The organism is Neorhizobium puerariae (assembly GCF_042429745.1).
In the GTDB taxonomy this organism is placed as follows: Bacteria; Pseudomonadota; Alphaproteobacteria; order Rhizobiales; family Rhizobiaceae; genus Neorhizobium; species Neorhizobium puerariae.
Window position 1 is genome coordinate 127,094 of the sequence record NZ_JBHMAA010000032.1, and the last position, 14,852, is coordinate 141,945.

Here is a 14,852-nt window from a genome sequence, read left to right on the forward strand (position 1 = left end):
TTCTCATGCGGTCGCGTCCTGCGCCCGAAATTCTTCCGCGCCATCCGCTGCATCCGGGCCGGGTCCGATATGATCGTCCCCCATGGAGGTCGCCCGGATGAGCCGCTCCTGCAGCGTCAACATGTGTTCGCGCATCGCCTCCCCCGCGCGCACGGGATCGCGCGCCGCGATGGCCTCGATGATGTTCTGGTGCTGGGCAAAGGAGACCTGGACCGCATTCCTGCCGGAACGGGCGCGCTCGCGCACCGCGCGCCACGCCTCGTCCTGCCGCACACGATTGATCACGTCGAAAATGGAGAGGAACAGCTGATTGCCGGCACTTTGCGCGATCAGCCGATGAAGCGCGCCGTCCCAGAGCTCGCGGGCGTCGGCATCGCTGCCCTCGATGATCTTCTGGGCGAGCTCGCGCATCTTTTCCACGTCGCGTAGTCTGGCGCGCATGGCCGCGAGCTGGGCCAGCTGCGGCTCGATGCGCAGGCGGACCTCCATCAGCTCCATGAAATTGGTTCCGGCCACGATGTCGCCGAGCTGCTCGCTCCAGCGGTCGGGACGTTCGCCGACAAAGGTTCCCGATCCCTGGCGGCGCCAGATCAGCCCCTCCGCCTCCAGCACTTCCAGTGCACGCCGCACGGCCCGCCGGCTGATCCCGAGCATTTCCGCCAACGCCCGCTCTGTCGGCAGGCGACCCTCGGAGCCGAACTCGCCAGCCGAGAGCAGCTCCCTCAGCCGGTCGAGCGCATAGTTCGAATTGTCGTGGGCTTCGCCCGCCTTCCCCTGCACCATTTTGTGTACCAATCTTTAATTGGTTCAAAAAGGAGGATATTTCATGGACGGCGTCAAGTCATATTTTCGGCAATTTCCGCATTGCACAATTTATGGGCATTCGCGCCGGAATCGAGGCTTGGACGTGTCGCAATCAAACCTTTAGAATAAGCGGCTACAAAGGGATTCGTGAGCGCCGCCGCGTCGCGGCAGCCTAGAGATTTCGAAGACGGAGCACCCATGAACCAATACGACCTGATCGTCGTCGGCAGCGGTCCGGCCGGCCGCCGCGCAGCCATCCAGGCAGCCAAACTCGACAAGAGGGTGCTCGTCATCGAGCAGGGACGACGGGTTGGCGGCGTTTCCGTCCATACCGGCACCATTCCCTCGAAAACGCTGCGCGAAACGGCCCTCAACCTTTCCGGCTGGCGCGAGCGCGGCTTTTACGGGCGCGCCTACCGCGTCAAGCAGGAGATCAGCGCCGAGGACCTGCGCCGCCGCCTCCTGATCACGCTCGACCACGAGGTGGAGGTGCTCGAGCACCAGTTCGCCCGCAACCACGTCCAGCACATTCGCGGCAAGGCGAGCTTCGTGGCGCCGGATACGCTCCAGGTCCTCAAGGAAGACAACGAGACCGTTCACGTCACCGGCAAGAGCATTCTGCTTGCCGTCGGAACGCGGCCGTTCCGCCCCGAATCCATGCCGTTCGACAACAAGACGGTCGTCGACAGCGACGAACTGCTGGAGATCGAGGAGCTGCCGCGCTCGATAATCGTGATCGGCGCCGGCGTCATCGGCATCGAATATGCGACGATCTTCAGCGCGCTCGACACCGCCGTCACGGTCATCGACCCGAAGCCGACCATGCTCGATTTCATCGACAAGGAGATCGTCGAGGACTTCACCTACCAGCTCCGCGACCGCAACATGAAACTGCTGCTGGGCCAGAGGGCCGACAAGGTCGAGCGGCTGCCGGACGGCAAGGTGTCGGTCACCGTCGATACGGGCCGCAAGATCACCGCCGACATGGTGCTCTATGCCGCCGGGCGCGTGGGCGCGACCGATTCCCTGAACCTCGCCGCCGCCGGCCTCGAAGCCGACAGCCGAGGCCGGCTGAAGGTCAATCCGGAAACCTTCGAGACCTCCGTTCCCGGCATCTATGCGGCCGGCGACGTCGTCGGCTTCCCGAGCCTCGCCTCGACCTCGATGGAACAGGGCCGCGTAGCAGCCCGCGTCGCCGTCGGCGCGATCGCCAAGGAGCCGCAGAAATATTTCCCCTACGGCATCTATGCCGTGCCGGAAATCTCCACCTGCGGCCTGACGGAAGAGGAAATGAAGGAACGCGGCATTCCCTACGAATGCGGCATCGCCCGCTTCCGCGAGACATCGCGCGGCCATATCATGGGCCTCGACACGGGGCTTCTGAAGCTGATCTTCTCGCTGAAGACCCGCCGTCTTCTCGGCGTCCATATCGTCGGCGAAGGCGCGACCGAGCTGGTCCACATCGGCCAGGCCGTCTTGAACCTCAAGGGCACGGTGGAATATTTCGTCGAGAACACCTTCAACTATCCGACGCTTGCCGAAGCCTACAAGATCGCCGGTCTCGACGCCTGGAACCGCATGGGCGAACTGCCGAAGGAAGCGCCTGTCGCAACCGAACAGCCGCTCGACACGACGGAGACCAGCACGGTCGAGCCGGCCCCGGTCGAAAAGAAAAAAGCCGCCTCGAAATGAGGCAGCCCTGACGGGAGAAAACCGGGTCGGGGCCTCGCACGTCAGGCCCCGACCGGTTCGCCCGGATCTGAAAGATACAGGCTGACCAGCCGTATAAGCTCGTCCTGTACCGCGGGGTCTCTCAACGCGCCGCGGCGCGCCGCATTGTGGATCACCCCGTCGATGGCATCGGAAACGATCAGGGCGGCAGTGCGGTCTTTCGCGTTGGGCGCGCGCTTCCGATAGGTCGCGACAGCTTCCGCATAATAATCCAGATATTCGATCTCAAACTCGCTGTTGGGATTCCTGTAGTCCTCGGAACCGGGCGCCTCGTCGAGTAGCACCCTATGCAGCCCGGGATAGGCGCTATGGGCCGCGATCATGTCCCGCACGAGGCTTGTCGCGAATTCCACCGGCGACAGTCCTTCCGCGCGAAATTTCCGCACGACGGCAAGGCAATCGTCGAGATGGCGGCGGCGGATCGCGTCGACCAGCGACAACTTGTCCGGAAAATACTGATAGAGCGAACCGATGCTCACTCCGGCCAGGTCCGCAACCTTGTTGGTGGTGAACCCCGCCCATCCCCCATCACTCAAAATGCGAGCACCGGCCTGGACAATCGATTCAACGGTTGCCCGGGAACGGGCCTGGCGCGGCTCCTTCCGCATGACCTGCTGCGGGTTTGCAATGCGAGTAGACAATGGAACTCCCTCATACAGAATATGAAGACATTGCTCACATTTATAATTTGGAAGGACCCGCGACAATGACGATCTTGCTCCGGAAGCTTTACAGCTATCACGCCTGGGCCAACAACGACCTGTTCGACAAGCTGGAAACCCTGCACCGGGAGCAGCACGAGACCGCGCTGAACACGGCCCTGCGCCTGATCAACCATTTCCATGTGGTGGCTCGGATTTTCGCCGCGCATCTCAGCGGCGCGCAGCACGGCTACACCTCGGACAATACGGCCGAAACGCCAGCGCTGGACGCGCTGCGCGCCGCCGTATCGTCGTCCGATCAATGGTATCTCGGCTATCTTCGTGAGGTTACGCCGGCGAACCTCTCCGAGGCCATCGCGTTCACCTTCACCGATGGCGACAAGGGGTACATGACCAGGGAAGAGATGCTCCTCCATGTCGCGCTGCATGGGGGCTATCATCGCGGCGAAGTCGGCCGGATACTCTGGCAGCTTTCCGTCACTCCGCCCTGGGACACCTTCGCCGTCCACCTTCACCAGACCGAACCGGTGCGGCGGCTTCAGGGCGGCAGACAGTCCATTCCGGCTTGAGGGGAGTTGGTGCGGCTTCCACCTGCGAAGCCGGACCCGATTGCCGCCCGCTTTGGGCAATCAGGAAATCTGCGGCGCAAAGCCGCTCGAAAGAACAAGGGTTCGGGACCGATTTTGCGACCCGGATATGAAAATGGCCCCTTTCGGGGCCATTTCCTTGCGATTATCGCGAATAGAATTCGACGACGAGCTGCGGTTCCATGACGACCGCATACGGTACATCGGACAGGCCCGGCGTGCGAACGAAGGTCGCAACCATCTTGTTGTGGTCGGCTTCGATGTAGTCCGGAACGTCACGCTCGGCGAGAGCGACGGATTCAAGAACCGTGACCAGCTGCTTCGACTTCTGGCGCACTTCGATGACGTCGCCGGCCTTGCAGCGGTAGGAACCGATGTTGACGCGAACGCCGTTAACCGTGACGTGGCCATGGTTGACGAACTGGCGGGCGGCAAAGACGGTCGGAACGAACTTGGCGCGGTAGACGATCGCGTCAAGGCGCGATTCGAGCAGGCCGATCAGGTTCTCCGAGGTATCGCCCTTGCGACGGTTCGCTTCGTCATAAATGGCGCGGAACTGCTTTTCACGCAGGTCTCCGTAGTAGCCCTTCAGCTTCTGCTTGGCGCGCAGCTGCACGCCGAAGTCGGAGAGCTTGCCCTTGCGGCGCTGGCCGTGCTGGCCCGGGCCATATTCGCGGCGGTTGACCGGGGACTTCGGACGGCCCCAGATGTTTTCGCCCATACGGCGATCGATTTTGTACTTGGACGACGCGCGCTTGCTCATCGCATTTCCTTCTCAAACGGTTACACCGGTTTGTTGCCAAACCAGATCAAGGAAACACGCCCTCCTCTGAACCCTGGGTCAAGGGCTCTGACAGGTTTCTCACGAAAGCGATCGGAGATAACCACGGGACATGTCAAATGAAACACCGGGCGTTGCCACCCGGTGCTGGCGGGGTCTTTAAGCGGATGTCATGGAATTGTCAACAGCGCGCGGTCTTAACCATTCGGCAAGCCCGTTTTCAGATCCGATTTGATTTTTCCTATATTCGGATCATCTCATAATCATGGGAGGTAATGTGTCATGGTACGCACAATCTGGACCACCCCGCTCAAGATCGAGAACCCCGAAACCGGCCTCATCAGGACCGTCAAGACCGTACGCGAGGCCAAGACCGTGCTGGATCGCTTCTGGCCCGCCTATCACGGCAGCCAGCATCATCGGGCCGAACAGGTCTGCGGCGACGCCCTGAAAGGGAAATCCCAACCTTCGGAAGCGCGCCGCGCCTTTATCGCAGCCGCGGTGGAAGCGCATTTCCACATTCAGTAGAGTTTCGATCGGCAACAGGTCTATTCGGCGGCCGCCCTCGCCTCGCCCTCGTCCGGCGCATCGGCATTGCCGGGCGCGGTTTCAGCCTGCAGGTCCGGGAAGGCGACGATCCGTTTCCCGGAAAAATCCGCGTGGACCACGATCAGGCCCTGTTCCTCGAAATAACCGAGCAGGCGGCGGGCGCGGCGGGCGGAATGGGTGCCATAGGCCTTGGCGATCCGGGCGTCCGAGGGGCAGTCCTCGCCGCAGATCGCCGCCTTCGCCATCATCAGGAAGACGCCCTGCAGATCGTCCGAGACGCCGACAGACAAAGACAGGGCCGTCGCCCAGGCCTCTCCCGCCGCCGTCTCGGCATCGATGCCCGAACGGGCGATCGCCGCGCGGCGGCGGAATTCGGAAAGCGACAGCGGCGGACCGGGAAGCCGCCGCATGCGGGCGCGCACCAGAAAATCCTGATAAAGCACCGAATCCGTCCTGTAGCCCGACTGAGGATCGTCGAGGATTTCCGACAGCACGGCGCCAAGCCGCTCCTCGCGTTCCTCCGGCGTCAGTTCCGGCTGGGGCGCGCGCGGCTCCTGCGGGGCGGGCGCGCCGGCCGGCATGGAGCGGGAAAGCTCCGCCAGGATATCCGTCGTCGGGCGCGGCTGCGGCGTCGCGCGGCGAACGACGGGCGGCCGGGCGAACTCTTCCGGATCGGGCGTGAAGATCAGGTCCTCGACATCCTGCGGCGCATCCGGCAGCGGCATCAGCTTCGGGCTCGACGAGCGCGCGGAGGTCTCGACCGAACCGATCACGATCGGCAGCGGGCGGCGCGACAGGGCCGGGCCGAGCGCAACGAAATTGCCGCGCTTCAGGTCGCGGAACATTTCCGCCTGGCGGCGGTCCATGCCGAGCAGGTCGGCGGCGCGCGCCATGTCGATATCGAGAAAGGTGCGGCCCATCAGGAAGTTCGAGGCTTCCGCCGCCACGTTCTTGGCGAGCTTCGCCAGGCGCTGGGTGGCGATCACCCCGGCAAGCCCGCGCTTGCGGCCGCGGCACATGAGGTTGGTCATGGCGCCGAGCGAAAGCTTTCGCGCGTCTTCCGAGACGTCGCCGCCGACCGAGGGGGCGAACATCTGCGCCTCGTCGACCACGACTAGGACTGGATACCAGAAATCCCGGTCGGCATCGAAAAGCCCGTTCAGGAAGGCGCCGGCGGCCCGCATCTGTTCTTCAAGATCGAGGCCTTCCAGCGTCAGCACGCAGGAAACGCGATGCTGGCGGATACGGTTGGCGATGCCCGCAAGCTCCGCCTCGGTGCGCTCCCCATCCACGACCACATGCCCGAACCTGTCGGAAAGGGTGACGAAATCACCCTCGGGGTCGATGACGACCTGCTGCACCCAGGGCGCGGACTGTTCCAGCAGGCGGCGCAGCAGATGCGACTTGCCGGACCCGGAATTGCCCTGCACGAGAAGGCGCGTTGCCAGAAGCTCCTCGATATCGAGCTTGGCCGGAGCGCCTCCGGACACAATTCCCATATCGATACCGACCTGCAATGCACTTCCCTCTCATGCCGTCTCTTGGCGGTGACCCATTGCACCGCGACTCCGTGGCCTTAACAGAGATCGGGATTCGTTTCGCCGGGCAAGAGCGAAAATGCACAGGGTTTGCACCCTATTCGAAATTGATTTGCCAGGAGACGCCGAAACGGTCCTTCAGCCAGCAGAATTTCCGGCTGAACCCGTAGCTGTCGATCGGCATCAGGAACATGCCACCCTCACCGAGCGCCGCCGCCAGCCGATCGAGTTCCTCCCCGGCCGCGCATTCCACGAAGAAGGAGAAGGACGGGGTGAAGTCGAAGGCATGCTCCACCGGGCTGTCGATACAATCCACCTGCTGACCCACGAGTTCGAAGGTGGCACGAAATACCGTGCCCTCCGGCCCCATCTCGCCCGGTCCGTAGCGCTTAATGTCAACGATCCGGCCTTGCGGCAGCACCGACGTATAGAAGGTGATCGCCTCCTCGCATCTGCCGCCCTGGAACATCAGGAACGGCCGGACTGATTTGACCGAACTCATCCTTTTCTCCTACCAGAGGTTCCGGCCGTCGATGACCGTATGTGGCCATTCCTCGGCATCGAAATCGTCGAACAGCCTTGCATTCACGCCGAAGCGGCGGGTCCTGCCGTCCCAAGTGCCATCCATCTGGAAATCGGGGCTGTCGCTATAGGTCGTGCAACCGCAGGTGCCGCAAAAGTGGTGTTCCACCAGCATGGAATTCCAGCGATAGATCCTGTCGCTCGCCGGATCGGCCTTCACATGCACCTGCTTCGGCTCATAATAGGCATAAAGCGTGCCGCGCCTGGAACAGAAGCTGCAGGTGCAGCGGGTCAGCGCCTGCGGCGGCTCGCCGTCGATCGTGAAAGTGGTTTCGCCGCAATGGCAGCGTCCTGTCAGCATATGCTCCTCCTCCCGGATGATAGCTTATGCGGCCGTGCGCTTCAAACCAACCGACAGAATACCGGCGCCGATCATCAACGAGCCGCCGGTACGGTTGACGATCCTCTGGACCCTGGGCTTGCGGATCGTGTTCCGGGCCATGGCGGCCAGCAGCCCATAAAGCGTCGCGTTCAGTGTCGCCAGAACGAGGAACGTGGCCTCGAACACCACCATCTGCAGGAAGAGCGGCTTCGAAAGGTCGAGGAATTGCGGAAGGAAGGCCACGAAGAAGACGATGCTCTTCGGGTTCAGCGCCGTCACGGCATAGGTGTGCAGGAAGATACGGAAGGGTTTTTCCGGGGTTCCCTCGGCGTCTTCGATATCCGCTGCCCGTTCGGAAACCGGCGCGCGCCAGAGCTTGATACCGAGATAGACAAGATAGGCCGCCCCCACCCATTTCAACACGGTGAACAATGCCGCCGACGTCGCGAGCAGCGCCCCGAGGCCGAGCATCGAGGCTGTCATGGCGGTGAAGTCCCCCAGCGCCACGCCGGCAACCGTGGCGGTCGCGACCTTGCGGCCATGGCTCAGAGCATAGGAAATGACGAGCAGGATCGTCGGCCCCGGGATGGCGAGCAGAACGGACGATGCGGCGACGAAAGCAAGCCAATGTTCAAGCGACATTGCAAAAAACTCCTCCTGGAAAGGAGGCGAGCAAGCCACCGAATTCCGAGCTTTGCAAGCGGTGATTTACTAGCTGCATAGGCCTATTGGTTTCCTACGGGATTGCGAACGGATAGCGGTTCCGGCGGCCTGTCCGCCGGAACCGCAATGCGTCGTGACCCGAAGCAGGTCGCCATCTTCCGGATTCGCCTGTCCCGGCTTCTGGTCTCCGTTCTTGCGCATGTCATGCAAAACCGAACCATGCTTTTGCATGACATGCTTCAAACCCGAATATCCCAGAAGGGAGGCCTCACCTCTCCGCGTGCATCCTCGATTTCGGGCAGGCCGATATCACGGCGCATCCGGTTGGACAGATCGGAGATGTGATTTTTCATCCGGCAGCGTTTCCAGGCGACCAGCACCAGCGCATGCACGGTCTTCCGGACACCATATTTCCGATACAGTTCATCGACCGTTGCCGAAAGCGTTTCAGCAACCAAAGATTGTGATTCACGCATGGTCTTCCGCCCCGGCGCAGCAACGCAAGCCGGGTCCTCTCGAAAGTCAGGGACGTGAACATCGACACTCAAACGCGGCAATGCGCTTCGGTCGCCGATCACGTCAGGTCAAAATCATGAAAATGCCAAAACGGCAGGAAATCCGGGCTTAGAAGGCTCGGAGGCACATACCGGCCGGCATCGGCGCGCTCTGCGCCGAGCCCATAAGGGCCGATCCGCCAGAAAGGCGCATAGATACGATAATGAATTGCATTTCACGCCTCCTGTATTCGAATTGCGGATAAGGCTATCATACACGAGCCTCCGATATCGGCAAGCGCACAATCCCGAATTGCAGGCATCCAGCGGAAAGCGTTGCAGGAAAGCCACATCCCTGCCCTGCGGCGGCATGACCTGCAACAAAGAAGGTTCGGGCTTCAGTCCCGTTGCGGCAGGTTGCTCATCCGGCGGTGCAGCAGCAAAAGGCCGAGAAGCGTGCAGAAGGCAAAGATCGAGATCGCAAAGGCCAGCCACAGGGCGGCGTGGGGACCGGCAGACGTCATGATGGCGGCAAATGCCGGTGGCGCGGCGGCAAAGGAGAGGTTGAGCGGCACCGCCAGCTGCGCCGACGCGCGGGCATAGGCGCCGGTGGGGAAAATCTGCAGCGGCAGCGTGGCGCGGGTGACGGCGGTGACGCCGCTGGCAATGCCGTAGAGCGTGGCGAAAAGCATGGCGCCCACGAAATTGCTGGTCAGCAGAAGAACGACGAAGCTCAGCGGAAACAGGGCGAAGGCGGCAAGGCCGGTGACGAAGCCGGACCAGCGCCGGCCGCCGAGGAAATCGACCATGCGCCCCGCCCATTGGGCAATGCCGATGAAGGCGGCCGCCGCCAGCGCGCTGGCGTGATCGAGGCCCGCGGCCTCGAACAGGATGATGATCGTGAGGGCGAAACCCCAGGTCACGAAGCCATTGGCGGCAAAGCTCATGGCGAGCAGCACGAAGCGCGGCCGGTCGATGGGAGCAGGCTCGGCCGCCGTCTTTTCCGAGGGTCTTCCACCGGGATTTCCCCGGGGCCGGCGGGCAAGCGAGGTCCAATGCAGCGGCATGCAGACAAACAGCATGAGGGCGGCAAAGACAAGTGTCGTCGCGCGCCAGCCCCACCCGGACTGCAGAAGCCCCGTCAGCGGCCAGACGATGGTCGACGTCAGCCCACCGGCCAGGATCAGCACGCCGAGCGCCTGACGCGCCTTCTCCCCGGCGATCTCGGTCACCGCGATCTGCGCCGGCGTCGTTAACATGCAGGCACCGGCGAGGCCGAGAATGATCCACGACAGGACATAGGACACCGGACCATTGGCCAGTCCCATGACCAGCAGGCCGGCGGCTCCCAGGGGCGATCCCGAGGTCATGATCGGGCGCGCGCCATGGCGCTCGAAGACGATGCTCAACGGCCAGGACACCATGGCCATGACGACGAGCATGACCGTCGGTCCCGCCATGACCACGGGCAGCGACATGCCCAGGTCGCCGGCCATGGCGGGTCCCGTGACGGCGGGCAAATAGAACGTGGCGCCCCAGCCGATGAGCTGGGTCAGCGACAGGGCGGCAACAGCACGGACTGTAGGCGAGCGGAACGGCATGGGGGAATCGACGGCAGGAGGAGTGACCGCCGGCATGATGATGTCTGGCGGTTGAAAGTCCAGACCTAAATCGACAGGCGTCACATCCGGGTGTGGCTGCGGCGCGTCGTGGCGTTAAGCCACGTCGAGCCCGAAACCCTGCATCAGCCGACGCGTTGCGAAATCCGGATTGCCGGAGGTGAAGACGGCGAAATCGTAGTTGTCCGGATGCTCCGCTTCTTCGACCAGCGGCACCTTTCTCCGCGCCTGGCGGGCGATCGCCTCGGCCGGATCGAGCCAGTCTACCGGCCACGGGGCAAGGCGCCGGAAAACATTGGCCATGAAGGGATAATGCGTGCAGGCGAGCACGACGATATCGGTCTTCCGGCCATCCTTTTCGATGAAGCACGGGGCGATCTCGGCCATCACCGCCTCGTCGGCAATCGTTTCCCCGCGGATATAGGCCTCGGCCATGCGGGCGAGGTTTTCCGAGCCGACAAGCCGCACATGGCATTGGGTCGCGAAGGACTGGATGAGATCGCGGGTATAGGCGCGTTTCACAGTGCCGGGGGTCGCCAGCACGGAGACGAGACCGGAACGGGTGCGCTCGGCCGCCGGCTTGATCGCCGGCACGGTGCCGACAAAGGTCATGTGCGGAAAAGCCTCCCGCAGGTCGGCACCGGCCAGGGTGAAGGCCGTGTTGCAGGCAATGACGCAGACTTCGGGATCATGGTCGTCCAGCAGCTTTTCGAAGAGCGAAAGAATGCGCTGCTTCAGCGCCGCCTCCTCCCAGCCGCCATAGGGAAAGCCGGCGTCGTCGGCCACGTAGATGAAGCCCCGTTCGGGGATCAGCACGCGCGCCTCGCGCAGCACCGTCAGCCCGCCGATGCCCGAATCGAACATCAGCACCGGCTTCAGCTCATTCTTCTGCGACATTCCCCGCATTCTCCCCTGAAGCCCCCCGGGCCTCGCCGCCCTTTTCCTGTTTCGGGCCTTCCTTCTTCGGCCCCCCGCTTTTGCGCCATTGTCGCGGAAAGCGGTCGAGCGAATTGATGACGCCACGGAACACGCTGATCTCCTGTTCCGTGAATCCCCGCCGCGAGATGACGGCACGGAGATTGTCGATCATTTTGGGCTTTTTCGCGGGCGGATGAAAATAGTTGCGGGCGTCGAGCGCCTCCTCCAGATGCTTGAAGAGGCCGAGCACCTGCTCCTTGGTCGAAGGCCGCTGTTCGACGGGCTGGAATAGCGTCCCGGACAGATCGCCCATGCCGGACTTCATCCATTCGTAGGACATGAGGAGCACGGCCTGGGCGATGTTGAGCGAGGCAAAGGCCGGGTTCACCGGAAATGTGACGATCTCGTCGGCAAGCGCCACTTCCTCGTTGGTCAGCCCCCAGCGCTCGCGCCCGAAGAGGATGCCGGTCCGTTCTCCCGCCCGGAATTTCCCGCGCAGAGTTTCGGCTGCCGTCACCGGAGAACGCACCGGCTTGAAACCGTAGCGCTCGCGGGCGGTCGTCGCATAGACGAAGTTCAGGTCGGCGATCGCCTCTTCCAGCGTCTCGTAGACCTTGGTCCCGTCGATGACGTGGTCGGCCTTGGAGGCGGCCGAACGGGCCCTCTCGCTCGGCCAGCCGTCACGCGGATTGACGAGCCTGAGCTCGGCCAGCCCGAAATTGGCCATGGCGCGCGCCACCATGCCGATATTCTCGCCGAGCTGGGGCTCCACCAGAATGATCGCCGGTCCTTCGGCGATCAGTTCGCGCTCGCTGTTCGTGCCTGACATGGTCCCTTTCCGATGATTGTCCGGCGGAAATAGCCAGCGATCCCGATATGGGCAAGGACATTGTGGCTCACGTATCCGGTGAACGCGGAACGAGATGTCATGAGCATCCCTTCAAAGAGCTCGCGACTGCTCATATGACGCACGGCGGAAGACCGTCCAATTCGAACAGATCCTTATTCGCCCTTGTTTTCATTCTCCCTTGGCGATCGACTGCATTTCCTCGATGACCGAATCCCGCTCGTCGTCCACGACCCGATGGATATCGTCGATGACCGGCTTGCCGCCTTCCTGGATCACGTCGAAATGCAGCTCGTTGACGCTGTCCTTGACCTCGGCCTCCTCGACACAGGTCCACATCTTGAAGGTGACGGTCACGTCTGTCACGCCGTTGGCGCCGGACGCCGCGTTCATCGTTATGTCCTTCAGCGGACAGCCGTCCTGGGAACTGGTGACGACGTCATAACCGAAGGGATCGCCCGGCTGGTTGTTCTCGGTCTCGTAGGCGGGGTGCTTGGCGGCCTCCGCATAGGCCGCCTGGAACTTCTTGCTGAAGAGACGCGCCAGCGGATCGGCGTCGAAGATATACTTCCATTCGCTGTCGACGGTGTTCCAGTTATCCTCCGTAACCTTCATCACCTCCTTGACGGGATCGGTGGCGTCGGCCGCCACGGCGAAGGTGGAGATCAGCGAAAAGGCGATGGCAAGCGGCATGGTCCGCATGGAGAAGATCCGATCGTTGGAGGGATTTGGAGCGGACATTAAACAGGGTTTGGCATTTGGCAATGGGCAATCTCCCATACCGTCCCGATCGCCGGAAGACCGGGGCTGATTATCACGCAAAAGCTGGCTTTATGAAGGCTTGACGCCTTTGCGTTCCGGCCGGTCGATGCTATAGCGCACCCACTGGTGTCCACCCTCGGGATCCACGATCCCTTCAGTCTCAAGAGGAATTCCATGCAAAAGATCAAGGTAGCAAACCCGGTCGTCGATCTCGACGGCGACGAGATGACCCGCATCATCTGGCAGCTCATCAAGGACAAGCTGATCCTTCCCTATCTCGATCTGGACATCGAATATTACGACCTCTCGGTCGAAAACCGCGACGCCACCAACGACCAGGTCACCATCGACGCCGCCAACGCCATCAAGAAGCACGGCGTCGGCATCAAATGCGCGACGATCACGCCGGACGAAGCCCGCGTGAAGGAATTCAACCTCAAGGAAATGTGGAAGAGCCCGAACGGCACGATCCGCAACATCTTGGGCGGCGTCATCTTCCGCGAGCCGATCATCTGCAAGAACGTGCCGCGCCTCGTTCCGGGCTGGACCAAGCCGATCGTCGTCGGCCGCCATGCCTTCGGCGACCAGTACCGCGCCACCGATTTCAAGTTCCCGGGCAAGGGCAAGTTGACGATCAAGTTCGTCGGCGAGGACGGCCAGGTCATCGAGAAGGAAGTCTTCAACGCGCCGGGCGCCGGCGTCGCCATGGCGATGTACAACCTCGACGAATCGATCCGCGAATTCGCCCGCGCCTCGATGATGTACGGCCTGATGCGCAAGTGGCCGGTCTACCTCTCCACCAAGAACACCATCCTCAAGGCCTATGACGGACGCTTCAAGGATATCTTCGAAGAAGTCTACCAGACCGAGTTCAAGGCGAAGTTCGACGAGATCGGCATCACCTACGAGCACCGCCTGATCGACGACATGGTCGCTTCCGCGCTGAAGTGGTCCGGCGGCTACGTCTGGGCCTGCAAGAACTACGATGGCGACGTCCAGTCCGACACGGTCGCGCAGGGCTTCGGCTCGCTCGGCCTGATGACCTCGGTCCTGCTCACCCCGGACGGCAAGACGGTCGAGGCGGAAGCCGCCCACGGCACCGTCACCCGCCACTACCGCCAGCACCAGAAGGGTCAGGAGACCTCGACGAATTCGATCGCCTCGATCTTCGCCTGGACCCGCGGCCTCGCCCATCGCGCCAAGCTCGACGACAATGCCGAGCTCGCCAGGTTCGCCCAGACGCTCGAGGAAGTCTGCGTCGCCACCGTCGAAGCCGGCTTCATGACCAAGGACCTGGCTCTCCTCATTGGCCCCGACCAGCCCTGGCTCTCCACCACCGCCTTCCTCGACAAGATCGACGAGAACCTCCAGAAGGCCATGGCTGCCTGAGCTTTCGAAATGCTGTAGAACCGAAACGGCGGGACAGGCTCCCGCCGTTTTCTTTTCCGGAGACCGTCATGACGAACACCGTCCGACCGCTTGAACCATCCGACCGCGCCCAATGGGAACCTCTCTGGGAGGCCTATCTTCGTTTCTACGAAACCGTGCTGCCGAAGGAGCAATATGACCTCACCTGGAGCCGGCTCCTCGATCCCGCGGAGCCGATGCATGCCTTCGGAGCCTTCAACGGGAACGGCCGGATGGTCGGCATCGTTCACGCGATCTTCCATCGCTCCTGCTGGCTGCCGGACTGGACCTGCTACCTCCAGGATCTCTACGTCGACGCCGGCCAGCGCGGCAAGGGCACCGGCGAGGCGCTGATCGAGGCCGTCGCCGATCTGGCGCGGCAGAACAAGGCCGGACGGCTTTACTGGCTGACGCATGAAAGCAATGGCACCGCCCGCCGCCTCTACGACCGCGTCGCGCAGAATTCCGGTTTCATCCAGTACCGCAAGCCGCTCTGAAGGCGATCCGGCCCACTGGCTTGACCAACAAAGATCTCTCCCTGGAGCGCCGGACATCCTTTCGGGCGCACGAGTAATATTCGCCTCTA

At 62.6% G+C, this 14,852-nt stretch carries 17 protein-coding genes; 5 read left to right on the forward strand and 12 right to left on the reverse strand.

The window, feature by feature from the left end; all coding sequences use genetic code 11:
• Positions 1-3 precede the first annotated feature (3 nt).
• Entirely contained in the window at positions 4-783 is a 780-nt protein-coding gene (locus tag ACFFP0_RS25020) for a FadR/GntR family transcriptional regulator (RefSeq protein ID WP_377264936.1), read from the reverse strand.
• A 219-nt stretch (positions 784-1,002) separates the two neighbouring features.
• Here ACFFP0_RS25020 and sthA point away from each other — a divergent pair, with 219 nt between their 5' ends.
• Positions 1,003-2,496 carry a Si-specific NAD(P)(+) transhydrogenase gene (gene sthA, locus ACFFP0_RS25025; RefSeq protein ID WP_377264938.1) on the forward strand — a complete coding sequence of 498 codons (1,494 nt, stop codon included), beginning with the start codon at positions 1,003-1,005 and terminating at the stop codon, positions 2,494-2,496.
• A 41-nt stretch (positions 2,497-2,537) separates the two neighbouring features.
• On the opposite strand, the gene ACFFP0_RS25030 is transcribed toward sthA, so the two are convergent.
• Positions 2,538-3,143, reverse strand: coding sequence for a TetR/AcrR family transcriptional regulator (locus ACFFP0_RS25030; protein WP_377265138.1), 606 nt, complete (start codon positions 3,141-3,143; stop codon positions 2,538-2,540).
• Positions 3,144-3,241: 98 nt separating this feature from the next.
• Here ACFFP0_RS25030 and ACFFP0_RS25035 point away from each other — a divergent pair, with 98 nt between their 5' ends.
• The gene (locus ACFFP0_RS25035) at positions 3,242-3,766 is read left to right on the forward strand and encodes a DinB family protein (protein ID WP_377264939.1); all 525 of its coding nucleotides are present in this window, start codon (positions 3,242-3,244) and stop codon (positions 3,764-3,766) included.
• Positions 3,767-3,929: 163 nt separating this feature from the next.
• On the opposite strand, the gene rpsD is transcribed toward ACFFP0_RS25035, so the two are convergent.
• A complete protein-coding gene (gene rpsD, locus ACFFP0_RS25040) occupies positions 3,930-4,547 on the reverse strand; it encodes a 30S ribosomal protein S4 (RefSeq protein ID WP_377264940.1) in 618 nt (205 codons plus the stop codon).
• 300 nt (positions 4,548-4,847) lie between these two features.
• Between rpsD and ACFFP0_RS25045 the strand changes: the two genes are divergently transcribed.
• Positions 4,848-5,093: a DUF982 domain-containing protein gene (locus ACFFP0_RS25045; protein WP_377264941.1), complete on the forward strand. Its 246-nt coding sequence runs from the start codon at positions 4,848-4,850 to the stop codon at positions 5,091-5,093.
• A gap of 20 nt (positions 5,094-5,113) precedes the next feature.
• Here the strand turns inward: ACFFP0_RS25045 and ACFFP0_RS25050 are convergent, their stop codons facing one another.
• The 9 genes from ACFFP0_RS25050 to ACFFP0_RS25090 form a co-directional block, all read right to left on the reverse strand.
• Entirely contained in the window at positions 5,114-6,631 is a 1,518-nt protein-coding gene (locus ACFFP0_RS25050) for a helicase HerA domain-containing protein (protein ID WP_377264942.1), read from the reverse strand.
• Positions 6,632-6,749: 118 nt separating this feature from the next.
• Positions 6,750-7,154, reverse strand: a complete 405-nt coding sequence (locus ACFFP0_RS25055; RefSeq protein WP_377264943.1) for a VOC family protein — start codon at positions 7,152-7,154, stop codon at positions 6,750-6,752.
• Positions 7,155-7,163: 9 nt separating this feature from the next.
• Complete coding sequence (locus ACFFP0_RS25060; protein WP_377264944.1) at positions 7,164-7,535, reverse strand: GFA family protein; 372 nt, start codon at positions 7,533-7,535, stop codon at positions 7,164-7,166.
• A gap of 24 nt (positions 7,536-7,559) precedes the next feature.
• The gene (locus ACFFP0_RS25065; protein WP_377264945.1) at positions 7,560-8,198 is read right to left on the reverse strand and encodes a LysE family translocator; all 639 of its coding nucleotides are present in this window, start codon (positions 8,196-8,198) and stop codon (positions 7,560-7,562) included.
• Positions 8,199-8,458: 260 nt separating this feature from the next.
• Positions 8,459-8,695, reverse strand: coding sequence for a DUF1127 domain-containing protein (locus ACFFP0_RS25070; RefSeq protein ID WP_377264946.1), 237 nt, complete (start codon positions 8,693-8,695; stop codon positions 8,459-8,461).
• Between the two features lie 416 nt (positions 8,696-9,111).
• On the reverse strand, positions 9,112-10,350 hold the full coding sequence (locus ACFFP0_RS25075; RefSeq protein ID WP_377264947.1) for an MFS transporter: 1,239 nt from the start codon (positions 10,348-10,350) through the stop codon (positions 9,112-9,114).
• Positions 10,351-10,428: 78 nt separating this feature from the next.
• Positions 10,429-11,229 (reverse strand): glutamate racemase, encoded by an 801-nt coding sequence (gene murI / locus ACFFP0_RS25080; RefSeq protein ID WP_377264948.1) that lies wholly within the window; start codon positions 11,227-11,229, stop codon positions 10,429-10,431.
• Positions 11,213-12,079, reverse strand: a complete 867-nt coding sequence (locus ACFFP0_RS25085) for an RNA methyltransferase (RefSeq protein ID WP_377264949.1) — start codon at positions 12,077-12,079, stop codon at positions 11,213-11,215. Before ACFFP0_RS25085 ends, murI begins: the two co-directional genes overlap by 17 nt.
• Positions 12,080-12,268: 189 nt before the next feature.
• Positions 12,269-12,799, reverse strand: coding sequence for a hypothetical protein (locus ACFFP0_RS25090; RefSeq protein WP_377264950.1), 531 nt, complete (start codon positions 12,797-12,799; stop codon positions 12,269-12,271).
• Between the two features lie 234 nt (positions 12,800-13,033).
• Here ACFFP0_RS25090 and ACFFP0_RS25095 point away from each other — a divergent pair, with 234 nt between their 5' ends.
• Positions 13,034-14,248 carry an NADP-dependent isocitrate dehydrogenase gene (locus ACFFP0_RS25095; protein WP_377264951.1) on the forward strand — a complete coding sequence of 405 codons (1,215 nt, stop codon included), beginning with the start codon at positions 13,034-13,036 and terminating at the stop codon, positions 14,246-14,248.
• Between the two features lie 68 nt (positions 14,249-14,316).
• Complete coding sequence (locus ACFFP0_RS25100; RefSeq protein WP_377264952.1) at positions 14,317-14,763, forward strand: GNAT family N-acetyltransferase; 447 nt, start codon at positions 14,317-14,319, stop codon at positions 14,761-14,763.
• Positions 14,764-14,852: the final 89 nt, after the last annotated feature.

What these genes read in the sequence shown, in the direction of transcription:
- ACFFP0_RS25035 (WP_377264939.1), top strand. Translation starts at nt 3,242, where the DNA reads ATGACGATCTTGCTCCGGAAGCTTTACAGCTATCACGCCTGGGCCAAC.
- ACFFP0_RS25045 (WP_377264941.1), top strand. Translation starts at nt 4,848, where the DNA reads ATGGTACGCACAATCTGGACCACCCCGCTCAAGATCGAGAACCCCGAA.
- ACFFP0_RS25085 (WP_377264949.1), bottom strand. Translation starts at nt 12,079, where the DNA reads ATGTCAGGCACGAACAGCGAGCGCGAACTGATCGCCGAAGGACCGGCG.
- ACFFP0_RS25030 (WP_377265138.1), bottom strand. Translation starts at nt 3,143, where the DNA reads ATGCGGAAGGAGCCGCGCCAGGCCCGTTCCCGGGCAACCGTTGAATCG.
- ACFFP0_RS25095 (WP_377264951.1), top strand. Translation starts at nt 13,034, where the DNA reads ATGCAAAAGATCAAGGTAGCAAACCCGGTCGTCGATCTCGACGGCGAC.
- sthA (WP_377264938.1), top strand. Translation starts at nt 1,003, where the DNA reads ATGAACCAATACGACCTGATCGTCGTCGGCAGCGGTCCGGCCGGCCGC.
- ACFFP0_RS25060 (WP_377264944.1), bottom strand. Translation starts at nt 7,535, where the DNA reads ATGCTGACAGGACGCTGCCATTGCGGCGAAACCACTTTCACGATCGAC.
- ACFFP0_RS25100 (WP_377264952.1), top strand. Translation starts at nt 14,317, where the DNA reads ATGACGAACACCGTCCGACCGCTTGAACCATCCGACCGCGCCCAATGG.
- ACFFP0_RS25075 (WP_377264947.1), bottom strand. Translation starts at nt 10,350, where the DNA reads ATGCCGGCGGTCACTCCTCCTGCCGTCGATTCCCCCATGCCGTTCCGC.
- ACFFP0_RS25070 (WP_377264946.1), bottom strand. Translation starts at nt 8,695, where the DNA reads ATGCGTGAATCACAATCTTTGGTTGCTGAAACGCTTTCGGCAACGGTC.
- ACFFP0_RS25065 (WP_377264945.1), bottom strand. Translation starts at nt 8,198, where the DNA reads ATGTCGCTTGAACATTGGCTTGCTTTCGTCGCCGCATCGTCCGTTCTG.
- rpsD (WP_377264940.1), bottom strand. Translation starts at nt 4,547, where the DNA reads ATGAGCAAGCGCGCGTCGTCCAAGTACAAAATCGATCGCCGTATGGGC.
- murI (WP_377264948.1), bottom strand. Translation starts at nt 11,229, where the DNA reads ATGTCGCAGAAGAATGAGCTGAAGCCGGTGCTGATGTTCGATTCGGGC.
- ACFFP0_RS25055 (WP_377264943.1), bottom strand. Translation starts at nt 7,154, where the DNA reads ATGAGTTCGGTCAAATCAGTCCGGCCGTTCCTGATGTTCCAGGGCGGC.
- ACFFP0_RS25020 (WP_377264936.1), bottom strand. Translation starts at nt 783, where the DNA reads ATGGTGCAGGGGAAGGCGGGCGAAGCCCACGACAATTCGAACTATGCG.
- ACFFP0_RS25090 (WP_377264950.1), bottom strand. Translation starts at nt 12,799, where the DNA reads ATGCGGACCATGCCGCTTGCCATCGCCTTTTCGCTGATCTCCACCTTC.